This is a genomic window from Candidatus Frackibacter sp. WG13, from assembly GCF_900114655.1.
Lineage (GTDB): Bacteria > Bacillota > Halanaerobiia > Halobacteroidales > Acetohalobiaceae > Frackibacter.
Map to the genome: position 1 here is coordinate 50,526 of NZ_FOTT01000005.1, position 19,944 is coordinate 70,469.

The window sequence follows — 19,944 nt, forward strand, 5'->3', positions numbered from 1 at the left end:
TCAAGTTTTCAAATATTAGTACTTAACTAAGAGATCACAGGTAATCTATCCTGTGGTCTTTTTTCTTTATCTTTAATAGTACTTGTGATATAATGTTATGTTGAGAACACAAGGATATTACTGGTTTTACATAAATTAATAACACGGAGGTGCCAATGGTGGCTAAAAAATTAACTCCTATGATGCAGCAGTACTTTTCAATTAAGAATGAATATGATGATGCGATTCTTCTATTTAGATTAGGTGACTTTTATGAGATGTTTTCTGATGATGCTAAGTTGGCAGCTAAAGAGTTAGAATTGACTTTAACTTCTCGTAATAAAGGTAAAGGTGATAAGACACCCATGGCTGGTATTCCTTATCACTCAGCTGAACCTTATATTGCTACTTTAATTGATAAAGGATATCGAGTAGCAATCTGCGAACAGGTAGAAGATCCTAGTCAAGCTAGTGGTTTAGTTAAACGAGAGGTTGTAAGAGTTATTACTCCTGGGACAGTTATTAATAATGAATTTTTAGAAGAAAAAAGTAATAATTATTTAGCTGCGATTGCTGTTGGTAAAGAAGGTTTCGGTTTTGCCATTGTTGATATATCAACAGGTGAATTTTCAATTACTGAATTAACCGGCGAGGAAGCAGTAGATAATTTAATTGATGAGTTAGCGCGAGTTAATCCTACGGAGTGTTTAATTGATCCTCAACTCTATAAAAATTCTAGAGTGATGAGTTATATTAAAGAAGAACTCGATCCGATTTTAAACGAAATAGAAGAACGTTTTAGTTATAGCCAGGCCTATGATCTATTAATTGATCATTTTGATGTTTCATCTTTAGATGGATTTGGCTGTGAAGAGTTAAAGATTGCGGTTAAAGCAGCAGGTGCTATCTTAGATTTTCTTTTAGAAACACAGAAACGAACTTTAAAACATCTACAACAGATAAGTACCTATTCAACTCAAGAATATATGATCTTAGGTGCTAACACTAGACGAAATTTAGAGTTAACTAAGACGATGCGTGATCATGATTATAAAGGAAGCTTACTTTGGGTCCTAGACCACACAGTAACCGCTATGGGCGGGCGTAAGTTACGTAAATGGATTGAACAACCTTTATTGGATACAAACAAGATTAGCGCTCGTTTAGAGGCTGTAGCCCAGTTGCAGGATAATATCTTTCTTAAAGAAGAGTTAAAAGATAATTTAGATAAATCATATGATATTGAACGCTTAATAGGTAAAGTTACTTACGGTTCAGCTAATGGACGCGATTTGATTGCCTTAAAGAACTCAATATCTATCTTACCCGAAGTTAAAGAAATATTAAGCAACTTTTCGGCGCCTAAGTTAACAAGTTTACAAGATAATTTAGATACTTTAGAAGATATTCACGAAGCAATCGATAATGCTATTAAAGAAGAACCACCGGTTACTATAACCGAGGGAAGCTTAATCAAAGACGGTTATCATCAAGAATTAGATGAATTTAGACAAGCTATGAATGAAGGTAAAGATTGGATTACTAATTTAGAACAAGAAGAGAAAGCAAGGACAGGAATTAAATCGTTAAAAGTAGGATTTAATAAAGTACATGGTTATTATATCGAAGTAACAAAGGCTAATTTAGACCTAGTTCCCGATAATTATGAAAGAAAACAGACGCTTTCTAATAGTGAAAGATATATCACACCAGAATTAAAAGAAAAAGAATCTAAAATCTTAAATGCCGAAGAAGAAAGCGTTGACTTAGAATATGAAATCTTTACTGGATTTAGAGAAAAGATTGCTGAAGAGACAGAAAGAATCCAATTAGCCGCGGATATCTTAGCCCAATTAGATGTATTATCTTCTTTAGCTGAGGTAGCTTTGAATAATAATTATTGTCGACCAAAGGTTAATGCTAGCGATGTAATTGAGATTAAAGACGGACGCCATCCAGTAGTTGAGGAAATGTTACAAGAAGAGACTTTCGTTCCTAATGACTGTTATTTGGACTGTGACCAGGATAGATTTTCGATCATTACTGGGCCTAATATGTCAGGAAAATCGACTTATATGCGTCAAATTGCTTTAATTACTTTATTAGCTCAGATAGGAAGTTTTGTACCAGCAGAGAATGCTAAGATCGGTATTGTTGACCGCATCTTTACTCGAGTAGGAGCTTCGGATGATTTAACTACTGGACAGAGTACTTTTATGGTAGAGATGAATGAGGTAGCTAACATCCTAAATAATGCCACTCGTAATAGCTTAATTATTTTAGATGAAGTTGGTCGTGGGACTAGTACTTATGATGGACTAAGTATTGCTTGGGCAGTTACTGAATACATAAGTGATGAAAGTAAGATTGGAGCTAAATCTCTCTTTGCAACTCACTATCATGAACTAACTGAATTGGAAGATAGACTATCTGGAGTTAAGAATTATAATGTAGCAGTTAAAGAAGAAGGAGAAGAGATTGCCTTCTTACGTAAGATCATTCCCGGAAGAGCCAATGATAGCTATGGTATTGAAGTAGCTAAACGGGCTGGAGTACCTAGGCCAGTAATTGAAAGAGCTAACCAAGTATTAGCAAAATTAGAAGCAGAATCTGATAATTACCAGCGTCTGAATACTAATTTTAAAAAAGATATTAAAAATGATGATACCAAGAATGAAAATGATATGACAACAGATAATCTAACATCAGTTGTTAAAGAAACCGAAGCCAAAGAGATTCAAAAGCAAAAGATTAAAAAACGGAAAGATGAAGAAAAAGAAGTAAATAATATAGCTCAGCTACCCTTATTCACTTCACAAACCAGCGAAGTCTTAGAAGAGATAAGTGAATTAGATATTATGTCGATGACACCGTTAGAGGCTATGAATAAATTACACCAATTACAACAAGAAGCTAAAGAAGAATTACAAGATAAAGGACTAGCCTAAAAGATACTAGGGAGTGAAATCAATGACTAAAAGGATTCAGCTTTTATCAGATGAGGTTATTAATAAGATTGCTGCCGGAGAAGTAATTGAGCGTCCAGCTTCGGTAGTTAAAGAATTAGTTGAAAACTCCATTGATGCTAATAGTACTGAAATCGAGGTTCATATTGATAATGGAGGTAAAGACCTAATTCAAGTTATAGATAACGGCCAAGGAATGGTCCGTGATGATGCTAGATTAGCGTTAGAACGTCATGCTACTAGTAAGATAACCGAAGCTAATGACCTTTTTTCAATTCGTACTCTCGGCTTTCGCGGTGAAGCATTGCCTAGTATTGCTGCTGTTTCTAGGATGGAAATTAAGACTAGAACTAAAGAGGAATTAGGTGGTACGATATTAAAAGTAGAAGGTGGTCAAATTAAACAGGTTAAGGATATTGGTTGTTCAGTAGGAACTAATATTATAGTTAAAGACCTCTTTTATAATACACCGGTTAGATATAAGTACTTAAAGACTGCGGCAACAGAGATAAGTAGAATTAGTGATATTATTAATCGTCTAGCGTTAGCATATCCAGAAATTTCATTTAAATTAACTCATAATCAGAAGAAGATACTAGAAAGTCCGGGTAATGATAACTTATTAGACTGTATCCTAAGTATTTATGGTAGAGAAATAGCTAAAAGTATGATCAAGGTTAATTATGAAGATAAGTACATGAAGATTAGTGGTTACGTTTCGAAACCTAATATTAATCGAGCTTCTCGTAAACATCAATCTTTCTTTATTAATCGTCGCTATATTAAGAGTAAAGTCTTAAGTGAAGCAATAGGCGAGGCCTATCATACTCTATTGGCTAAAGGTCGACATCCAATTGTTATTTTAACAATTAAATTAAATCCAATCCTAATAGATGTCAATGTACATCCTACTAAGATGGAAGTTAACTTCAGTAGAGAAAAGGAAGTCTATAATGTCGTCAAAGATGGAGTAAAAGAAGCATTACAGAATACGGATTTAGCACCTCAAGTCAAATTGAATGCTCGGAAAGGTTCTGAGCAATTTAACAAAAACAAAACTAAAAAGACTAATAAAGAAAGTAAGAAGAGACAATCCTCTAAAGAAAAGTTATCTAATAAAAGACAGCCTAAGGATGAACAGCAGAGACTAAATTTAACTACGGGTGAAAAGGCTACGAATAGAAGAAATAAGACTAATAAAAGTTTAAGTCGAAAGAAAGAAGAAACAAAATCAAATCAGCAGATTAAGATTCAACCAAAAGAAGCAAAAAAAGAGTCTAAACAGAACGATAATAAAGATCATATTGAAGAAGAAAGAAAAGAACAAGTAAGAGATAAAATTACGCAAGAAAAGAATGATAAAGAACATAATAATCATAACAAAAATATTAATATTAGAGAAGAAAGCGAAGAATATGATGCTGTACCTACTCTTTTCCCTTTAGGTCAAGTACATAAGACTTATATTGTCGCCCAAGACGAAGATGGCTTTTATATTATTGACCAACATGCTGCGCATGAACGAATTCTTTATAATCAAATTTTAGAAAACTTTGAATCAACGACTGTACAGTCACAACCATTATTAATCCCTTTACAATTAGAATTAACGAGACCAGAGATTGAAATTCTTAAAGAACATCAAGATAATTTAGAGAAACTCGGTTTTGATATTGAACATTTTGGCGGACAGACTTATTTGGTTAGAGCAGTCCCTTATTTATTACACCAACTCAATACTAAGGAAGTAACTTTAGATATTATAGATAATTTGTTAGAAAAAGGTTCAGTAAAAGAACCAACTAAGATAATTGAAGATTTAATTATTCTTATCTCTTGTCGTAGTGCAATTAAGAGTGGCGATAAATTAGTACCAGGTGAAATGGAGGAACTATTAAAAAAACTAGAAAGAACAGAAAATAAATATACCTGTCCTCATGGAAGGCCAACAATTATTCACTTCTCCCAATCAGAATTAGCTAAAAAGTTTAAGCGAAACTAAGAAAGGGTGTTAAGTATGCAGGAACCATTAGTAGCAATTATCGGTCCTACTGCTGTTGGAAAGACAAAGTTATCATTAACTTTAGCTAAGAGATTTAATGCAGAGATTATTTCTGGTGATTCAATGCAAGTCTATAAAGGAATGGATGTCGGTACGGCTAAACCAACAGTAGAAGAACGAAATAATATACCTCATCATATGATCGATATCCTCCCTCCAGAAGAAGAATTTAGTGTAGCTGCTTTCCAAGCAAGGGTTGATGAGTTGATACCAAAAATAATTAACCGTAACCGTCTACCAATGCTAGTAGGAGGTACCGGTCTATATGTTAAAGCCTTAATCCAAGGTTTTATCTTTCCTGATATGGAGACCGACTGGAAATTAAGAGAGAGATTAGAAGCAGAAGCAGAAGAATATGGTACAGAATATGTACATAATAAATTAAAAGCGATCGATCCTCCTTTAGCAGAGAAATTACATCCTAATGATCTGCGGCGGGTTATTAGAGGTATTGAAGTCTATAAACAGACTGGTAAAACTAGTACTCATTTTAAAAAGGAAGCAAAAGAACGTCCTCCAAGATACAGAGCAATTAAAATTGGATTAAGGAGAGAGCGGGAAGAACTTTATGATAGGATTAATCGTCGTGTAGATATCATGATAGAAGAAGGATTAATCGAAGAAGTAAAAGAGTTATATGAAACCGGTTATGACCGAGATCTTCAGTCTATGCAGGGGCTAGGCTATAAAGAAATTATCGGTTACTTAGAAGGTGAATACGATCTAAAAGAAGCTATTCGACTAATCAAACGAGACACACGCCACTTTGCTAAGCGACAGTTAACTTGGTTTAGAAAAGATAAGGAGATTGATTGGTTTGATGTAGATAAAATGAAATTTGAAGATTTAATTACTCAGACTGAAGAACTAATTAGAACTAATTTACAGCCTGAAGACAAAAAATTAATAGAAGGTTAAATTAATATAATATTTTTATAACCGATATGTTTTTTAAACATGTCGGTTTTTTATATCTTAATTTCCTCTTCACAAATTAAATATATTTACATATAATAATTAGTGCTACTACTCTTTAATTTAAGGAAGGAGTGAGTAGTAAATTGAAAAGGAAAGATATTATTAAAGAGTTTGAGAATGGTAAGTTATCGATTACTAAAGTTTTACGTCTTCTGAATAATCAACAGACTACTTATAATAATCTTGCCTTGAAAACTAAGGAAGAACCCCCAAATACCTCGGAGAAAAAAATTAAAAAAATAAAAGATAGATTAGAAGGATTAATCGGTTTAAGAAAGATTAAGAACTTAGTTGAAGAATTAGAAGCTTTCGTTAAGATTCAACAAAAACGTAATAACTTGAACCTAGCTACTGAACCTTTAGTAATGCATATGGTCTTTAAAGGTAATCCTGGTACTGGGAAGACTACTGTGGCTAGAATCTTTGGTGAACTATTTAAAGAACTAGGACTTTTATCAAAAGGACATTTAAAAGAAGTAGAAAGAGCAGACTTAGTAGGTGAATACATTGGGCATACCGCTAAAAAAACAAGGGAGGTTATTGATGAAGCATTAGGAGGAATTCTTTTTATTGACGAAGCATATTCATTAGCAAGAGGAGGAATTAGAGACTTTGGTAAAGAATCAATAGATGCTTTAGTTAAAGGAATGGAAGATAATCGAGATGATTTAGTAGTTATACTAGCAGGTTATCCTGAAGAAATGGAATATTTCTTACAAACAAATCCTGGCTTAAGTTCAAGGTTTCCGATTAAAGTCGATTTTGAGGACTACACTATAGAAGAATTAATTGAAATTGCTGAATTAATGCTAAGGGAAAGAGAATATAAATTAAGTAAGGCAGCTAAGAATAAACTTTATCGTTTGTTAGATAAAAAAAGAGAATTGTCAGGTCCACAACAGGGTAATGCAAGAACAGTAAGGAACCTAATTGAAGAAGCAATTCGTACTCAAGCAATTAGATTAGTTAAAAATAAAAAGATATTAAAAGAGGACTTAATGACTATTCAACCTGAGGATTTTAAATAAAAGAAGTTTTTAATAAAAGGAAGGAGCAATTATGACAAAATCTTTAGTAATAGGGCAGACAAATGTAGGGAAGACCTGTTTTGCAATTAATTTTGCTGATTATTTAGGAATCAAAGAATTAAAGTTTACCATTAGACAACCGGCTGGTTTCTTATCAAAACAGACTTATGAATTACAGACAGCTCTAAAAGAATTAGTATGTCCTGAAGAACACACAACTAAAGAAATTCAAGAAATTCAATTAAAACTTCCAGCCGGGAAAGGATATCAAAGAGTAAATTTAATTGATAGCTGTGGTTTAATTGAAGGAATTCATCCTCAAGAAGAAATTAGATTAGCTATGGCACAAACTTTAAGAAAGATTCAAGAATCTAATATTATCCTTCATTTAATTGATCTCTCTAAATTAAATACCAGACGTTTAAAGGAGTTACCTGAATTAGATTTAGAAATATATAATTACTGTAAAACTAAAAAATGCTATGCTATTTTAGCCAATAAGATTGATCTTAAAATTGCTCGTAATAATTTAGAATTCTTACAAGAAAGATTAGGTCACGAGATTATTATTCCTATTTCTGCACTTTATCAACAAGGATTTAAAGAAGTTAAGAAATTTTTGCTTAAAAACCTTTAAATTCAAAGGTTTTTTTGACAGATAAATTAAAAATAGATTATAATGTATAGTAAGAAGAATAAATTAGTTTGAATCTATATAATATATTGAAAGTATTTGAGGTGAAAATATGAGTGAAGAAATCAAAATCTTAGTTGTTGATGATGACCAGAATATCCGTAAACTTATTGAACTCTATCTTAAAAAAGAAGGATATGAAGTAACCACTGCTCATGATGGATTAGAAGGATTTAATTTGGCTAAAACGGAAGATTTCAATTTAATAATTTTGGATATCATGCTACCTAAACTAAACGGTTGGGAAGTTTGTGAGAAATTGCGTAAACGATCAGATGTACCAATTATTATGTTAACCGCTAAAGGGGAAAAGTATGATAAGATTAAAGGTCTTGACTTAGGAGCAGATGATTATGTAACTAAACCTTTTGACCCTGATGAATTAATAGCTAGAGTACGAGCACGATTAAGAAGAACCGATAGCACTGACTTACAACAGGTATTAGAGTTTCCTAAGTTAGAGATTAATAAGACTGTCTATAAAGTAATAGTTGATGGTAAAGAACTTAACTTGCCTCCAAAAGAGTTCGATTTACTTTGGTATTTAGCTACTAATCGTGGACAAGTCTTTAAAAGAGAACAGTTATTAGATCAGGTCTGGGGTTATAATTTCATCGGTGACATTCGTACAGTAGATACTCATGTTAAACGACTAAGAAGCAAGATTGACCATGAAGTTGAGGGGATTAGTTACTTACAGACAGTTTGGGGTGTAGGCTATAAGTTTGAGGTTATTGAAGATGCAGATCTTTAAAGGCATCTTTGGTAAATTAATGGCTCGTTTTGTAACAGTCATTCTAATTACATTAATTGTTTTAGGAATCTTTTTGACCTATACCTTTGAAAATTATTATTTCAAAAGTAAAGAAGAGGAATTCATTAAACAAGGAGAAGAAGTAGCTAATTTAGTAGAAACTTCATTATGTAATGGAAATTATCAACAAACAGTACAGTATTTAAGAAGAGCTAGCCAGTTTCTCGAAGGGAAAGTATGGATTACTGATTCTAAAGGTTTAATCCTTGCTGCTTCGAATCGTAATCAAAATTGGCGTGGTGTCAAATTAGAAAAAGAAGAAGTAAAAAAAGTTCTTAATGGACAGATAGTAACTAGAAAAGGAATGTCTCCTCTTTTTGAACAGCCTGTTCTTTCGGTAGCTGTGCCTGTAACTATGGATAATAAGGTAATTGGTGCTGTTTTTGTTTATGCTCCTTTAGCGGGAATTTCTGGTATTATGGGTAAACTACAGGAGTTATTATTCTTTGCTACATTAATGGCTATTGTTTTAGCTATACTCTTAAGTTTTACTTTTTCTAAATCATTATTAAATCCTCTAAATCGGGTTAATCAGGCTGCATTAAGGTTAGCAAAAGGAGAGTTTAACACTAGAGTAAAGACTAAAACTAATGATGAAATAGCCCAACTAGGACAAACCTTTAATTATTTAGCAGGAGAATTAGAAGCAACAATAGCTGAGTTAAATCAAGAAAAGAACAAAATAGAATCTATTTTAGTGAGTATGAATGAAGGGGTTGTGGCAATTAATGAGGATAGAGAAATAATTCTCACTAATCCGCAAGCTGAAACCCTATTAAATCTTTCTCAAGATCGGTTAGGAGAGAAATTAAGTCAAATAACTGATAATCAAGATTTATTAAATATATTTAATTCAGCTTTAGAAGAAGAAGAGGTGGCTATTAATGAATTTACTTTAGAAAATTTCCAACAACCTATTCGAATTTTAGTTCATGTAGCTCCTATATTTGCTAATGAAGAGCTTTTAGGTGTAGTTGGAGTTATGCAAGATATTAGCGATAGATGGGAGTTAGAACAGTTACAGAAAGAATTTGTAGCTAACGTTTCCCATGAATTAAAGACACCACTAACTTCAATTCAAGGTTTTGTCAAAGCAATTAGAGATAAAGTAGTTACCGATGAAGAGTTAGAACAGGAATACTTAAATATTATTTTAGATGAAGTTAAGAGGTTGACTAGATTAGTGAATGATCTGCTTGACTTATCTCAGATTGAAAGTGGTCAAATTGCGATGAATATTGCTGAATATAATTTGAAAGATATTATTGAACAGACTGTTCTTAATCTCCAACCACAGATCGATAAGAAGAATCTTACTATTAATATTGAGAGTTCAGATGACGCAGAATTTAATATTTTCTTAGATCGTGACCGTATCGGTCAAGTTTTATTAAATTTATTAAATAATGCAATTAGCTTTACACCTGAGTCAGGTGAAATTAAGGTTCAAATTAAAGATTTAGGAGAAGAAGTTAAAGTTAGCATAGAAGATAGTGGACCAGGTATTCCAGAAGATGAATTAAAGTATATTTGGAATAGGTTCCATAAAGTCGATAAAGCAAGAACAAGAACTGGAAACGGTACTGGATTAGGACTTTCAATTGTTAAAGAAATAATCGAGCAGCATCAAGGCCAGATAGGTGTAGAGAGTAAATTGGGAGAAGGAGCTAAGTTTAATTTTATTCTGCCTAAAAATCTCCAAGAATCATAAGTAATTAAGTAAATTTAAATTATTTGTAATTCGTCATAATTTCGTAAAAAAGATAGTATATAATTATAGATGTAAGTTAAAGAGGTACTTAGTAAATAATAAGTCCTCTCCTCATTAAGTATTTTCTTGTTTAATCTTAGTTAATGGGATCAACTAAGATTAAACAAGAAATAAGTTAAGAGAATTAAATTTTAAATCATATGTTTTCCCTTTTTTACCCCTTAAAAACTAATATTTACCCCTTTAGAGTTAAATTACCCCTTAAAGCTACCTGTTAAAGCAGGTAGCTTTTTTCATATTTTTATATTAACTTAATATATATAGAATATAACTTTAATTAGAAGGTGAAAAGTTGACAATTAATTCTTTATTCAATAATTTCATTGCCGTCTTTTTTGCAGGGATAAGTATTAAATTGATGGATGATTACCTAGATCAAAATTTAGATGAATTGATCGGAAAACAGACATTAGCTATTAAATTAAGGCGAGCTACTATCCCTTATGCTTTACTTTCGTTTTCTTTAAGTGTTATCTTGAATATTCAGTGGGCCATTTCATTATTTTGGGGTAGTTATATTATAGGGATGGGAAATGATTTAAGTAATTCTTTACCTTCTGGTTTGAAAGCATATCAAGAAAGTATCATACTCTTTAGTATAGGCTGTTTTTTATTACCTATTTATGAATTAATCTCTTCAATCCTAATTATATTTAATCTTCAATTAATAGATGATTTAATAGATGCTAAAAAGGATGAGCAAATTTTTCATCGAAATTTTACTCATATCTTAGGAGAACGTCAGGCTATTTTGTTAATATTAATTATTTTAGTTCTAAATCTTTATCTTCATTTTGAGAAAACTATATTAGTCTTTTTAACAACTCCTTTAGTTATCTTCTTATTAGAAGATGAAGGTGGTGAAGAAGGTGGAGATTAATCTTCTTATAATTGTAGCTATAATTTTTATATTAGGGATTGGCTATGCTATTGGTTATTATTTCGGCAAGCAAGATGGAATAAAAGAAGGAATATTAATAACTCCTATCTTATTAAGAGAAGAATCTTTACGAAAAGGTTCTTGTGTTCTCTGTCAGCAAGATAAAAATAGTGAATCTTTGCAGGTAAATAAGGAAGAGATGTAGAAATAACATATTAGGAATGTATAAGGAATATATACAAAGGAGGCGTTAGTAAATATGAAGTCTCAAATTAATCTCCAAGACAGCTTTTTGAATCAAATTCGCCGGGAAGGTACTTCAGTAACGATCTATTTAGTTAATGGCTTTCAGTTAACCGGTAAGGTAACAGGATTTGATAATTTCACAGTAATCTTAGACTCTAATGGTCAGCAACAGATGATTTATAAACACGCTATCTCCACTATTACCCCTCAAAAACCTATTGAAAGTTTATTTAAAGCCAATTGTGAAGATGAGAACAAGTAATTTTTGGTCGTTAATAAAGAATTAATTTAGGAGAGAAATGGTCTTAACGGTTGATAGAAAATTCTATCAACCGTTTCTACATTTTCTACACTTATAATCTATTTACTTCTTTCTTGATTTTTAAGGAGGAACTTCCGTTATTAAATAGAAGTAATTAAATAAGCAGTTATATTATAAAAGAACGATATAAATGATATAGAATAGGATGGTGTTGCAAATAATGAAACGTATAAGTATTGTATCTATTATATCTCTATTTTTAATAATTTCTTTATTCAACAGCCCAATAGTTGCAGAAAGTAAATATAAAGCAGAATGGCAAGAATTAATTAAAAATAATCAAAAAATCATAAAGAAGAACGATGAAAAAGAGGATAAAAAAGAAGATAAGAATATTAAAGCTCATTTTCGCTTAGGAGTTGCATATGCTAATTTGGGTAAGATAGACCGTGCTAAGAAGGAGTTTGATCTATTATCTGATTTAAATGATGGTCAGACAGCAAAAAGCATTATAAAGTATTATGAAGCAAGACTAGAAAAGAATCCTGATAATGCGATGTTTTTAAATTATTTAGGTTTTGCTAACTATGCCAGCCATAATTATAAAGTTTCATTAAAATTATTTAAGAAAATAATTAAAAATGATCCTAAAAATATTTGGTCTTATAATTATTTAGGAACTATCTATGGTAAATTAGAAAAGTATGATCAAGCTGAAAAGGTCCTGCAAAAATCTTTAGAATTAGAGGAAAATAGATATACCCATTTCTTATTAGGGGCTGTATATTATAAACAAGGACGTATATTTAAAGCATTATACCATATCGGACAATCAGGAAAAGTAGCAACTAAATTATTAGAGTGGTAATCTTTTTGAGGTGTCAACAATGGAACTAAATATTATTCATATTGATATGGATGCTTTCTATGCTGCCATAGAAATGAGAGATAATCCAAATTTAAGAGGAAAACCGGTTATTATTGGCGGTACTAGTCGACGAGGGGTAGTAAGTACTGCTTCTTATGAGGCTAGAGAGTATGGGATTCATTCTGCTATGCCCATGGCTAAAGCTAAAAAGTTATGTCCTAATGGGATTATCATTCAACCTAATCACCAAAAATACAAGAAGGTATCAAAAGCTATTCATGATATCTTTAATGAGTACACTGATTTAGTTGAACCTTTAGCTTTAGATGAAGCTTTTTTAGATGTAGAAGCTAATTCACAAAATAGCATCCAAGTTGGTCGAGAGATTCAGAGAAGAATTAAGAAAGAATTAAATTTAATAGCTTCAATTGGGATTAGTTATAATAAATTTCTAGCTAAGTTAGCATCTGATTTTGATAAACCTAATGGTTTTAAGATTATTTCTCCTCAAAATGTTAATAGATTGTTATCGAAATTAGATGTCGAAGCATTATGGGGGGTAGGTCCTAAGACTGCTGCAAATTTGAAAGATCATAATTTATATAAAGTCAAAGATATAGTTGATACTGACTTAGTATTTCTAATTAAGCAATTTGGCAAAAAAGGGTATCAGATATATCAATTAGCTCAAGGGAAGGACAAAAGAAAAGTTACTCCGCCAGGACTCCCTAAGTCTATCGGAAAAGAAACTACACTACGCATTGATACTAATGATAAAGTCCTTTTAAGCGAACATTTAAAAAAATTAAGTAAACAAGTAGCTGTTCGAGTACAGAATAAAGAAGTTCATGGTAAAACCGTAACTTTAAAATTAAAATATGAAGATTTTGAAGTATTATCTCGTAGTCAAACAGTTGATGATTACATAAATGAGGAGTCAGAAATTTATCAAATAGCAGACGGTTTATTGCAAGATGAAGAATTAACTAAGAAGATACGGTTAATTGGAGTTACTTTGTCTAATTTAAAGAGTACTATATACCAACAATTAAATCTATTTCAAAGTAAGAATTAGTAAGATGTGTTTGAGCAAAAGATATTGTTCAAACACTTTTTTTATATTTGTAGATAAATATTATGAATAATCGATAGTAATTATAAAAAGAATAATAGTAAATAAGTAATGAATTCTCTAGTGAAGGAGTTGTCATTAATGTTAAGCTATTTTATGCGAAAAATTTCTGATTCTATAATGGATACTTTTATGGAGAGGATAATGAAAGATAAGTACACTGATAATTTATACGAAGCAATAACAGTAGCTCAAAAAGTAGATCCTAAAAATTTGATTGAAACTACCCTTCGGGCGCAGACAGGTAAACCATTATCTCGACCACTAGGAAGTCCTATTGTTCTGTCAGAATGGGAGAAAATATTACTTAATCCGGTTCATTTATTTCGGTTTCCTACTGACGAAAAAGAAAAAGTCGAAACTAAGATTACGATCGGTCCTAAAGCTAAAAAACCACTCAAAATTGAAAATCCTATTATGATTGCTGGCATGTCATACGGAGGAGCACTTAGTAAGAAGATGAAGATTGCTTTGGCTAAAGCTGCTTCTAAAGTTGGCACTGCTACTAATTCTGGCGAAGCACCATTAATAGAGGAAGAGTGGAAGAATGCAAAATACTTTATTGGCCAATATAATAGAGGGGGATGGATGAATGAGCCAGATGCTTTAAAGAAATTAGATGCAATTGAGATTCAATTAGGGCAGGGTGCCCAAGCATCTGCATCAATGAAGACTCCAGATAGATTAATTGGCAAAGAATATCGCAGCAAATTTAGATTAGCCGAAGGGCAACCAGCTGTAATTCATTCTAATTTACCAGAGGTAGAGACTATTGATGATTTCATTAAGTTAGTAACTAAATTGAAGACTGAGTATCAAGTGCCAATCGGCATTAAGATTGCTGCTACTCATTATTTAGAAGAAGAATTAGAGGTAATGTTAAAGGCAGATATCGACTTCATAACTATTGATGGAGCTGAAGGTGGTACTCATGGAGGTCCTACTACTTTACAAGATGACGTAGGCCTACCTACCTTACATGCTTTAGCAAGAGCGGTAAAATATTTAGAAGATAAAGGAGTTAAAGATGAGATAACCTTAATTATTACTGGTGGTCTAACAACACCAGGACATTATTTAAAAGCATTAGCTCTAGGAGCAGATGCTCTTTATATCGGTACTATGGCTGTAATAGCTATGGTTCAAACTCAGATGACGAAGGCTACTATGTGGGAACCACCAACTGATATTATGCTTTATACCGGCGATCATAAAGATGATTTCAATATTGATGAAGGAGTAGAAAAGTTAGTCAACTACTTTAACTCATGTACAACAGAGATGAAACAAGTAGTACGTGCTTTAGGTAAAAGAAAGTTTATAGAATTAGACCGAAGTGACCTATGTGCTGTTGATAAAGATATCGCTCAATTAACTCGAATAGCTTATGCAGGATTGCCAGTAAATAAACAATCGCAAGCTTTTAGAGAGCGAATTGAACCATATATGATTGAAAAAGCAGATGATACTAAGGAAAAGAGGTTACATTAATAAATTTCTTAATTGCTTAATTTAGAATTCTATTTAAATCTTTAGCTGTAATCGCCTTAGTAATAATTAAGAGTAATAGATAAGTTAATAACCCAACAAGAATAGATAGTATTAGACTAGCTGAATCACTTTGCCATAAATTCCAAAAGTATTGATAAGTAGTTGGAATAATGATAGGTAATGATATTGCTGCTATAATAGGTTTGAGTATTAGTTGTTTAAAATCTAATCTAAAGCCAATTTCTCTACCAATTGCTAAAAAGTTTAAGATAGTAACTATTAAAAATCGAACAATAATTCCAATGACAGCACCTTTTAATCCAAAGTTCGGTCTACTAACTAAATTGAAAATAATTATCATTTCAAAAACAAGGCCAATGATCGAATTGATTACTACTAGATTAGGTTTACCTAAACCTTGTAGTACTCCACTTAGTATCTGCAATAAATAGAGGAAGATGGCGCCTAAAGATATTAATTTCAATATGTTACCGGCTTGAGGATAACCAAATAAAAGGTCACAAATCTTTGTTGGTAGTAAATAAAAGATTATTATAGCTGGTAAACCTGTATAAAATGTTAACCTTAAAGCTTCTTGATAACGATTTCTTAATTCATGATAATTAGCATTAGAAAGAGATTCAGAAACTGCGGGAATCAAACTAGAAGTAATAGCGATAGTAACGATAGTTGGCAAATAAATGATTTGTTGTACCATGCCAGATAATTGACCATAAAGGCTAGTAGCTTCTGTAACAGAGTATCCTGCTGCTTGTAATCTAGTCGGTATTAGGATAGCCTCAACGCTATACATTAAAGAAGCGACAATCTTGCCAATAGTAATTGGAAAGCCAAATTTAATTAGTTCTTTGCACAGTTCTCGTTTTCCTTTTAATCTACTATTTGTATTTAAATTCTGTTGATTATCAAGCTTGACTTTAAGAAAGATAGTAACTAAAGTAATTAATCCTATGGCTTCACCAGCACTAACACCAATAGCAGCGCCTGTAGCTTGATACTGCAAACTATAGTCTAATAACTTCTTAATTACAATCAAAGTTACAATAATCCTTGTAATTTGTTCTATAATTTGAGAGATAGCCGTTGGAGTCATCATTCGTAAGCCCTGGAAAAAGCCACGAAAGACAGAAGCAACTGAAACAAAGAATAGAGCAGGGGCTATTGCTTGTAGAATTAATTCTGTTTGTGAATTTTGCAACATATTATTAGCTAAGAATGGCGCACTAAAATAGAATAGAAACGAAAAGAAGATACCAGTAAATATAGTAAAACCTAAAGAAATCTTTAGCAACCTCAAACTTTCTATAAAATTATCTTTTGCCATTCTTTCAGAGACAAACTTTGAAAGAGCAACCGGTAGACCAAAAGTTGTAACTATAGCAAAGGTAACAAAAATAGGGAAGACCATCTGAAAAAGTCCAATCCCTTGGTCACCAAGAATTCTAACCAAAACTAACCTGAGACCAAAGCCTAATATTCGATTAATTAATCCAGCAAGCATTAGAACAAAAGCACCTTGTAATAATGTCTGTTTTTTGAAGAAGATAGGAAACGCCTCCCTTATATAAATAATATAATTAATACTTAATTATATTCATATAAAAGAGGCTAATTGCTAATTATAGTGGTTTATTTTCTAATTATAAATCAGGCATTTCATTAACAGCATTTTTTCTTTGGTCTTTATCTGTGTGAGTATAGATCTGTGTAGTAGAAATATTACTATGACCTAATAGATCTTGTAAAACTCGTAAATCTTTTGTTTTTTGATAGAGAAGTGAAGCAAAAGTATGGCGTAACTTATGTGGAGTTATCTTACTGGCATTACGGACGCCAGCTTTTTTAGCATATTTTTTTACCATAAGTTGGACTGTGCGAACATTAATACGATTGCCGCGAGTAGATAAGAAGAGGGCTTTTTCAGCATCTTTATTACTAGGTCTAATTTGATTTCTATAATTTAAATATTCTTTAATTGAACTCAATACATTGTCATGCAAGGGGACATAGCGTTCCTTGCTTCCTTTACCATAAAATTTAATAGACTTATCTTCATAATCAATATCATCTAAATCTAAATTAACTAATTCTGAAACACGAAGACCACAATGGATAAATGTTTTAACAATTGCAAGATCTCGAATCCAAATTGCTGAATTAGATTCACGAATAGTATTTATAAATCTTTTAGCATCATCTAAACGAAGATAAATAGGTTCTGCTTGCAGATTTGTTTTGGTAGATTCAATTGCATTAGTAGGGTTACTTTCTAACAGTTCTTGTTTAACCAGATAATTAAAGAAAGAACGAATACTATACAATTTACGATTCCTAGTAGCCGCTGCATTATCTTTAACTAAAATGATATCACCTAAAAATTCTGTAAGTTCATATTTAGATATAGTATCAATATAAATTTCATCATGGTTATAATTGAACTCCTTTTGTAAATAACGAAAAAAGAGATCAAGATCTCGCTCATATTCTTCAATAGTCAATTCAGAATAACCTCGTTCTGCAATTAAATATTTCAAAAAACTTTGTACAGCATTTTGATAGTGTATTTTTTTAGACATAAGAAAAAACCTCCTTCAATTATTTATTTCTTCTATAATAGTAGATTTCCTTTGTATTATTGAAAATTACCCATAATTTCGCAAAATAGATATTTTGCGAAATTATGGGGGTTGATTAGCTTCAATCGCAAAATAATATTTATTCATATAGTACTGTTCCTCCAAATTATGAAGAATTACTACTAAAAAAGCAACCGTTTTTTATTACGGTTGCCTTCTTAGTCTAATATTTTAGTCATACTTTATGTCTGTAATCTTAATAGCTTTAAAGTCTTCATCATCTTTGATGCATTTCATACAATTATCACAAATCTTATCGCTATCCAGATCACAAAAATCACATTCTCGGCATGCAGTGCATACTTTATGTTCTAAGACACACTCAGAAATTTCAGGACTATTCATTATTATCCAACCCACCCTTAACTTAAGATTAAGAAATGAATATAAATACTCTGTTTATTTAATTACATTGTATAACTATTATATCATATACTTATTCATAATCAATGATTTTGTGAAGATTTATTATCATTTTTTTACAACTCTTTATATGTATATTCTATGTTTTCTGTTAATTTCCTGCATATTATGTGAAATTATTTACTTTTTTATAGGCAACTTAAGTCTTTGATAGGGTTTTAAATTAGCAGAAGCTAAATTATTAACTTTTTTAATTTGATAGATAGTCCTTCTGATATCTACTTCTACAGAATAATGCCTTTGAACTATAGACCATAAAGTATCACCAGGTTTAACTTGAATTTCTTTTAACTCAACTGGTCCAGTGCTAATAACTGATTGTGTAATAAAAATGAACATAAATGTGCAAATAATCAATACTAAGCCTACATTTAAGATTGCTTTATTTTCGTTATTATTTTTGTCCCTTTTTCTTCGTGAACAAGGATAAGAATTCACATGGCGCTTGATCATCTTCATACTACCTCCTTTATAAAAATACTCTATAGAACATAAGTTTCTAGAACGTTCGTTCTAATTACATTATATACGAACACCTGTTCTTTGTCAAGAGGAAACGAACAAGAGTTTGATTTAAAAAAATAGATGTGATATAATAAAGTTAATCATTGTGGAGGTGAAAGTAATGGAAGATTTATCGAATAGACAACAACAAATTCTTAATTTTATTATGCAAGAAATAAATCAAAAGGGTTATCCCCCTTCTGTTAGAGAAATAGCTAAAGCAGTAGGATTGAGTTCTCCTTCTACTGTTCACTCACATTTAACAACCTTAGAAGAAAAAGAGTACATAAGAAAAGATCCTACTAAACCAAGGGCTATTGAGGTTTTATATGAACCTATTAAGAAGCAAGAAAATGATAAAGAAATGATTAACATTCCTTTAGTCGGAAGAGTAACTGCTGGAGAACCAATCTTAGCTGTCGAAAATATAGAAGATACTTTTCCTTTACCACTAGAATACATTAGTGATACTAGTGATAAATTATTTATTCTTACAGTCGAAGGTGAGAGTATGATAGAAGCAGGCATTTTAGACGGCGATTATGTAATCGTTAAAAAACAGAATACTGCTCGTAATAAAGATATTATCGTTGCTCTATTAGATGATGAAGCAACTGTCAAAAGATTTTTTAAAGAAGAAGATCATATAAGATTGCAACCAGAAAATCCAAATATGGAACCAATCTTTACTTCTGATTGTAAAATATTAGGGAAGGTCATTGGAGTCTATAGAAAATTATAATTTAGTCTCATGAATAAAGACAATATGCCCTTCATACCCTTCTGGCTAGAATGGTATCTACAGTTTGAAATTAAGCATAATTTCCTATATAAGTAAAAAAGACCCCTAAGTACTAACTGGGGTCTTTTAACTTATATCTATTGATAACTGAATTTATAATTATATAACTAGCATAATTAATCATTTTGATTTGCAGATTTAAACTCAATTGCTTGCGTAGGACAAGCACTATAGCAATGAGCATCTCCTAAACAGCGGTTACTATTAGGGTTATCAGCTTTTTGACCTTGAGGAGTATTGACTAATATATATACATCTTGCCCACAAATTCTAACACAATTTCCACAACCAATACATTTATTCCAATCTACATCTTCACTATAATTTAAGGTGTATTCTTCGCCAGCTTTATTAAATGCTTTCTTCTTCATAAGTATCACCTCAAGT

Annotated in this window: 18 protein-coding genes; 14 read left to right on the forward strand and 4 right to left on the reverse strand. The window is 31.6% G+C overall.

The window, feature by feature from the left end; all coding sequences use genetic code 11:
* Positions 1-179 precede the first annotated feature (179 nt).
* The 13 genes from mutS to BM077_RS04325 all read left to right on the forward strand — a co-directional run bounded on the left by mutS (position 180) and on the right by BM077_RS04325 (position 15,171).
* Positions 180-2,927 carry a DNA mismatch repair protein MutS gene (mutS, locus tag BM077_RS04265; RefSeq protein ID WP_445082261.1) on the forward strand — a complete coding sequence of 916 codons (2,748 nt, stop codon included), beginning with the start codon at positions 180-182 and terminating at the stop codon, positions 2,925-2,927.
* A gap of 22 nt (positions 2,928-2,949) precedes the next feature.
* A complete protein-coding gene (gene mutL, locus BM077_RS04270; RefSeq protein WP_090003444.1) occupies positions 2,950-4,947 on the forward strand; it encodes a DNA mismatch repair endonuclease MutL in 1,998 nt (665 codons plus the stop codon).
* A 15-nt stretch (positions 4,948-4,962) separates the two neighbouring features.
* Complete coding sequence (miaA, locus tag BM077_RS04275) at positions 4,963-5,925, forward strand: tRNA (adenosine(37)-N6)-dimethylallyltransferase MiaA (RefSeq protein ID WP_089748400.1); 963 nt, start codon at positions 4,963-4,965, stop codon at positions 5,923-5,925.
* A gap of 143 nt (positions 5,926-6,068) precedes the next feature.
* Positions 6,069-7,013 (forward strand): AAA family ATPase, encoded by a 945-nt coding sequence (locus BM077_RS04280; protein WP_089748399.1) that lies wholly within the window; start codon positions 6,069-6,071, stop codon positions 7,011-7,013.
* Positions 7,014-7,044: 31 nt separating this feature from the next.
* Positions 7,045-7,650 carry a GTPase domain-containing protein gene (locus tag BM077_RS04285; RefSeq protein WP_089748398.1) on the forward strand — a complete coding sequence of 202 codons (606 nt, stop codon included), beginning with the start codon at positions 7,045-7,047 and terminating at the stop codon, positions 7,648-7,650.
* Between the two features lie 109 nt (positions 7,651-7,759).
* Positions 7,760-8,461: a response regulator transcription factor gene (locus tag BM077_RS04290; RefSeq protein WP_089748397.1), complete on the forward strand. Its 702-nt coding sequence runs from the start codon at positions 7,760-7,762 to the stop codon at positions 8,459-8,461.
* Positions 8,448-10,232: a sensor histidine kinase gene (locus BM077_RS04295; RefSeq protein ID WP_090003443.1), complete on the forward strand. Its 1,785-nt coding sequence runs from the start codon at positions 8,448-8,450 to the stop codon at positions 10,230-10,232. Before BM077_RS04290 ends, BM077_RS04295 begins: the two co-directional genes overlap by 14 nt.
* Before the next feature lie 352 nt (positions 10,233-10,584).
* Complete coding sequence (locus BM077_RS04300; RefSeq protein WP_089748395.1) at positions 10,585-11,172, forward strand: hypothetical protein; 588 nt, start codon at positions 10,585-10,587, stop codon at positions 11,170-11,172.
* Positions 11,162-11,377, forward strand: coding sequence for a hypothetical protein (locus BM077_RS04305; protein ID WP_089748394.1), 216 nt, complete (start codon positions 11,162-11,164; stop codon positions 11,375-11,377). Before BM077_RS04300 ends, BM077_RS04305 begins: the two co-directional genes overlap by 11 nt.
* 54 nt (positions 11,378-11,431) lie before the next feature.
* Complete coding sequence (gene hfq, locus BM077_RS04310) at positions 11,432-11,680, forward strand: RNA chaperone Hfq (RefSeq protein WP_089748393.1); 249 nt, start codon at positions 11,432-11,434, stop codon at positions 11,678-11,680.
* A 220-nt stretch (positions 11,681-11,900) separates the two neighbouring features.
* Positions 11,901-12,548: a tetratricopeptide repeat protein gene (locus BM077_RS04315; protein ID WP_176941620.1), complete on the forward strand. Its 648-nt coding sequence runs from the start codon at positions 11,901-11,903 to the stop codon at positions 12,546-12,548.
* A 19-nt stretch (positions 12,549-12,567) separates the two neighbouring features.
* On the forward strand, positions 12,568-13,623 hold the full coding sequence (locus BM077_RS04320) for a DNA polymerase IV (RefSeq protein WP_089748391.1): 1,056 nt from the start codon (positions 12,568-12,570) through the stop codon (positions 13,621-13,623).
* A gap of 138 nt (positions 13,624-13,761) precedes the next feature.
* Positions 13,762-15,171 (forward strand): FMN-binding glutamate synthase family protein, encoded by a 1,410-nt coding sequence (locus BM077_RS04325; protein WP_255361550.1) that lies wholly within the window; start codon positions 13,762-13,764, stop codon positions 15,169-15,171.
* A gap of 16 nt (positions 15,172-15,187) precedes the next feature.
* Here the strand turns inward: BM077_RS04325 and spoVB are convergent, their stop codons facing one another.
* From spoVB to BM077_RS04340, 3 genes are all read right to left on the reverse strand, one after another.
* A complete protein-coding gene (gene spoVB, locus BM077_RS04330; RefSeq protein ID WP_320409899.1) occupies positions 15,188-16,774 on the reverse strand; it encodes a stage V sporulation protein B in 1,587 nt (528 codons plus the stop codon).
* Positions 16,775-16,832: 58 nt separating this feature from the next.
* Positions 16,833-17,768, reverse strand: a complete 936-nt coding sequence (gene xerA / locus BM077_RS04335; protein WP_089748389.1) for a site-specific tyrosine recombinase/integron integrase — start codon at positions 17,766-17,768, stop codon at positions 16,833-16,835.
* A gap of 603 nt (positions 17,769-18,371) precedes the next feature.
* The gene (locus BM077_RS04340) at positions 18,372-18,710 is read right to left on the reverse strand and encodes a LysM peptidoglycan-binding domain-containing protein (protein ID WP_089748388.1); all 339 of its coding nucleotides are present in this window, start codon (positions 18,708-18,710) and stop codon (positions 18,372-18,374) included.
* A 166-nt stretch (positions 18,711-18,876) separates the two neighbouring features.
* Here BM077_RS04340 and lexA point away from each other — a divergent pair, with 166 nt between their 5' ends.
* The gene (gene lexA, locus BM077_RS04345) at positions 18,877-19,497 is read left to right on the forward strand and encodes a transcriptional repressor LexA (RefSeq protein ID WP_089748387.1); all 621 of its coding nucleotides are present in this window, start codon (positions 18,877-18,879) and stop codon (positions 19,495-19,497) included.
* Between the two features lie 176 nt (positions 19,498-19,673).
* Here the strand turns inward: lexA and BM077_RS04350 are convergent, their stop codons facing one another.
* A complete protein-coding gene (locus BM077_RS04350) occupies positions 19,674-19,928 on the reverse strand; it encodes a 4Fe-4S dicluster domain-containing protein (protein WP_089748386.1) in 255 nt (84 codons plus the stop codon).
* Positions 19,929-19,944: the final 16 nt, after the last annotated feature.

What these genes read in the sequence shown, in the direction of transcription:
- mutS (WP_445082261.1), top strand. Translation starts at nt 180, where the DNA reads ATGATGCAGCAGTACTTTTCAATTAAGAATGAATATGATGATGCGATT.
- mutL (WP_090003444.1), top strand. Translation starts at nt 2,950, where the DNA reads ATGACTAAAAGGATTCAGCTTTTATCAGATGAGGTTATTAATAAGATT.
- miaA (WP_089748400.1), top strand. Translation starts at nt 4,963, where the DNA reads ATGCAGGAACCATTAGTAGCAATTATCGGTCCTACTGCTGTTGGAAAG.
- BM077_RS04285 (WP_089748398.1), top strand. Translation starts at nt 7,045, where the DNA reads ATGACAAAATCTTTAGTAATAGGGCAGACAAATGTAGGGAAGACCTGT.
- BM077_RS04290 (WP_089748397.1), top strand. Translation starts at nt 7,760, where the DNA reads ATGAGTGAAGAAATCAAAATCTTAGTTGTTGATGATGACCAGAATATC.
- BM077_RS04295 (WP_090003443.1), top strand. Translation starts at nt 8,448, where the DNA reads ATGCAGATCTTTAAAGGCATCTTTGGTAAATTAATGGCTCGTTTTGTA.
- hfq (WP_089748393.1), top strand. Translation starts at nt 11,432, where the DNA reads ATGAAGTCTCAAATTAATCTCCAAGACAGCTTTTTGAATCAAATTCGC.
- BM077_RS04315 (WP_176941620.1), top strand. Translation starts at nt 11,901, where the DNA reads ATGAAACGTATAAGTATTGTATCTATTATATCTCTATTTTTAATAATT.
- BM077_RS04320 (WP_089748391.1), top strand. Translation starts at nt 12,568, where the DNA reads ATGGAACTAAATATTATTCATATTGATATGGATGCTTTCTATGCTGCC.
- BM077_RS04325 (WP_255361550.1), top strand. Translation starts at nt 13,762, where the DNA reads ATGTTAAGCTATTTTATGCGAAAAATTTCTGATTCTATAATGGATACT.
- xerA (WP_089748389.1), bottom strand. Translation starts at nt 17,768, where the DNA reads ATGTCTAAAAAAATACACTATCAAAATGCTGTACAAAGTTTTTTGAAA.
- BM077_RS04340 (WP_089748388.1), bottom strand. Translation starts at nt 18,710, where the DNA reads ATGAAGATGATCAAGCGCCATGTGAATTCTTATCCTTGTTCACGAAGA.
- lexA (WP_089748387.1), top strand. Translation starts at nt 18,877, where the DNA reads ATGGAAGATTTATCGAATAGACAACAACAAATTCTTAATTTTATTATG.
- BM077_RS04350 (WP_089748386.1), bottom strand. Translation starts at nt 19,928, where the DNA reads ATGAAGAAGAAAGCATTTAATAAAGCTGGCGAAGAATACACCTTAAAT.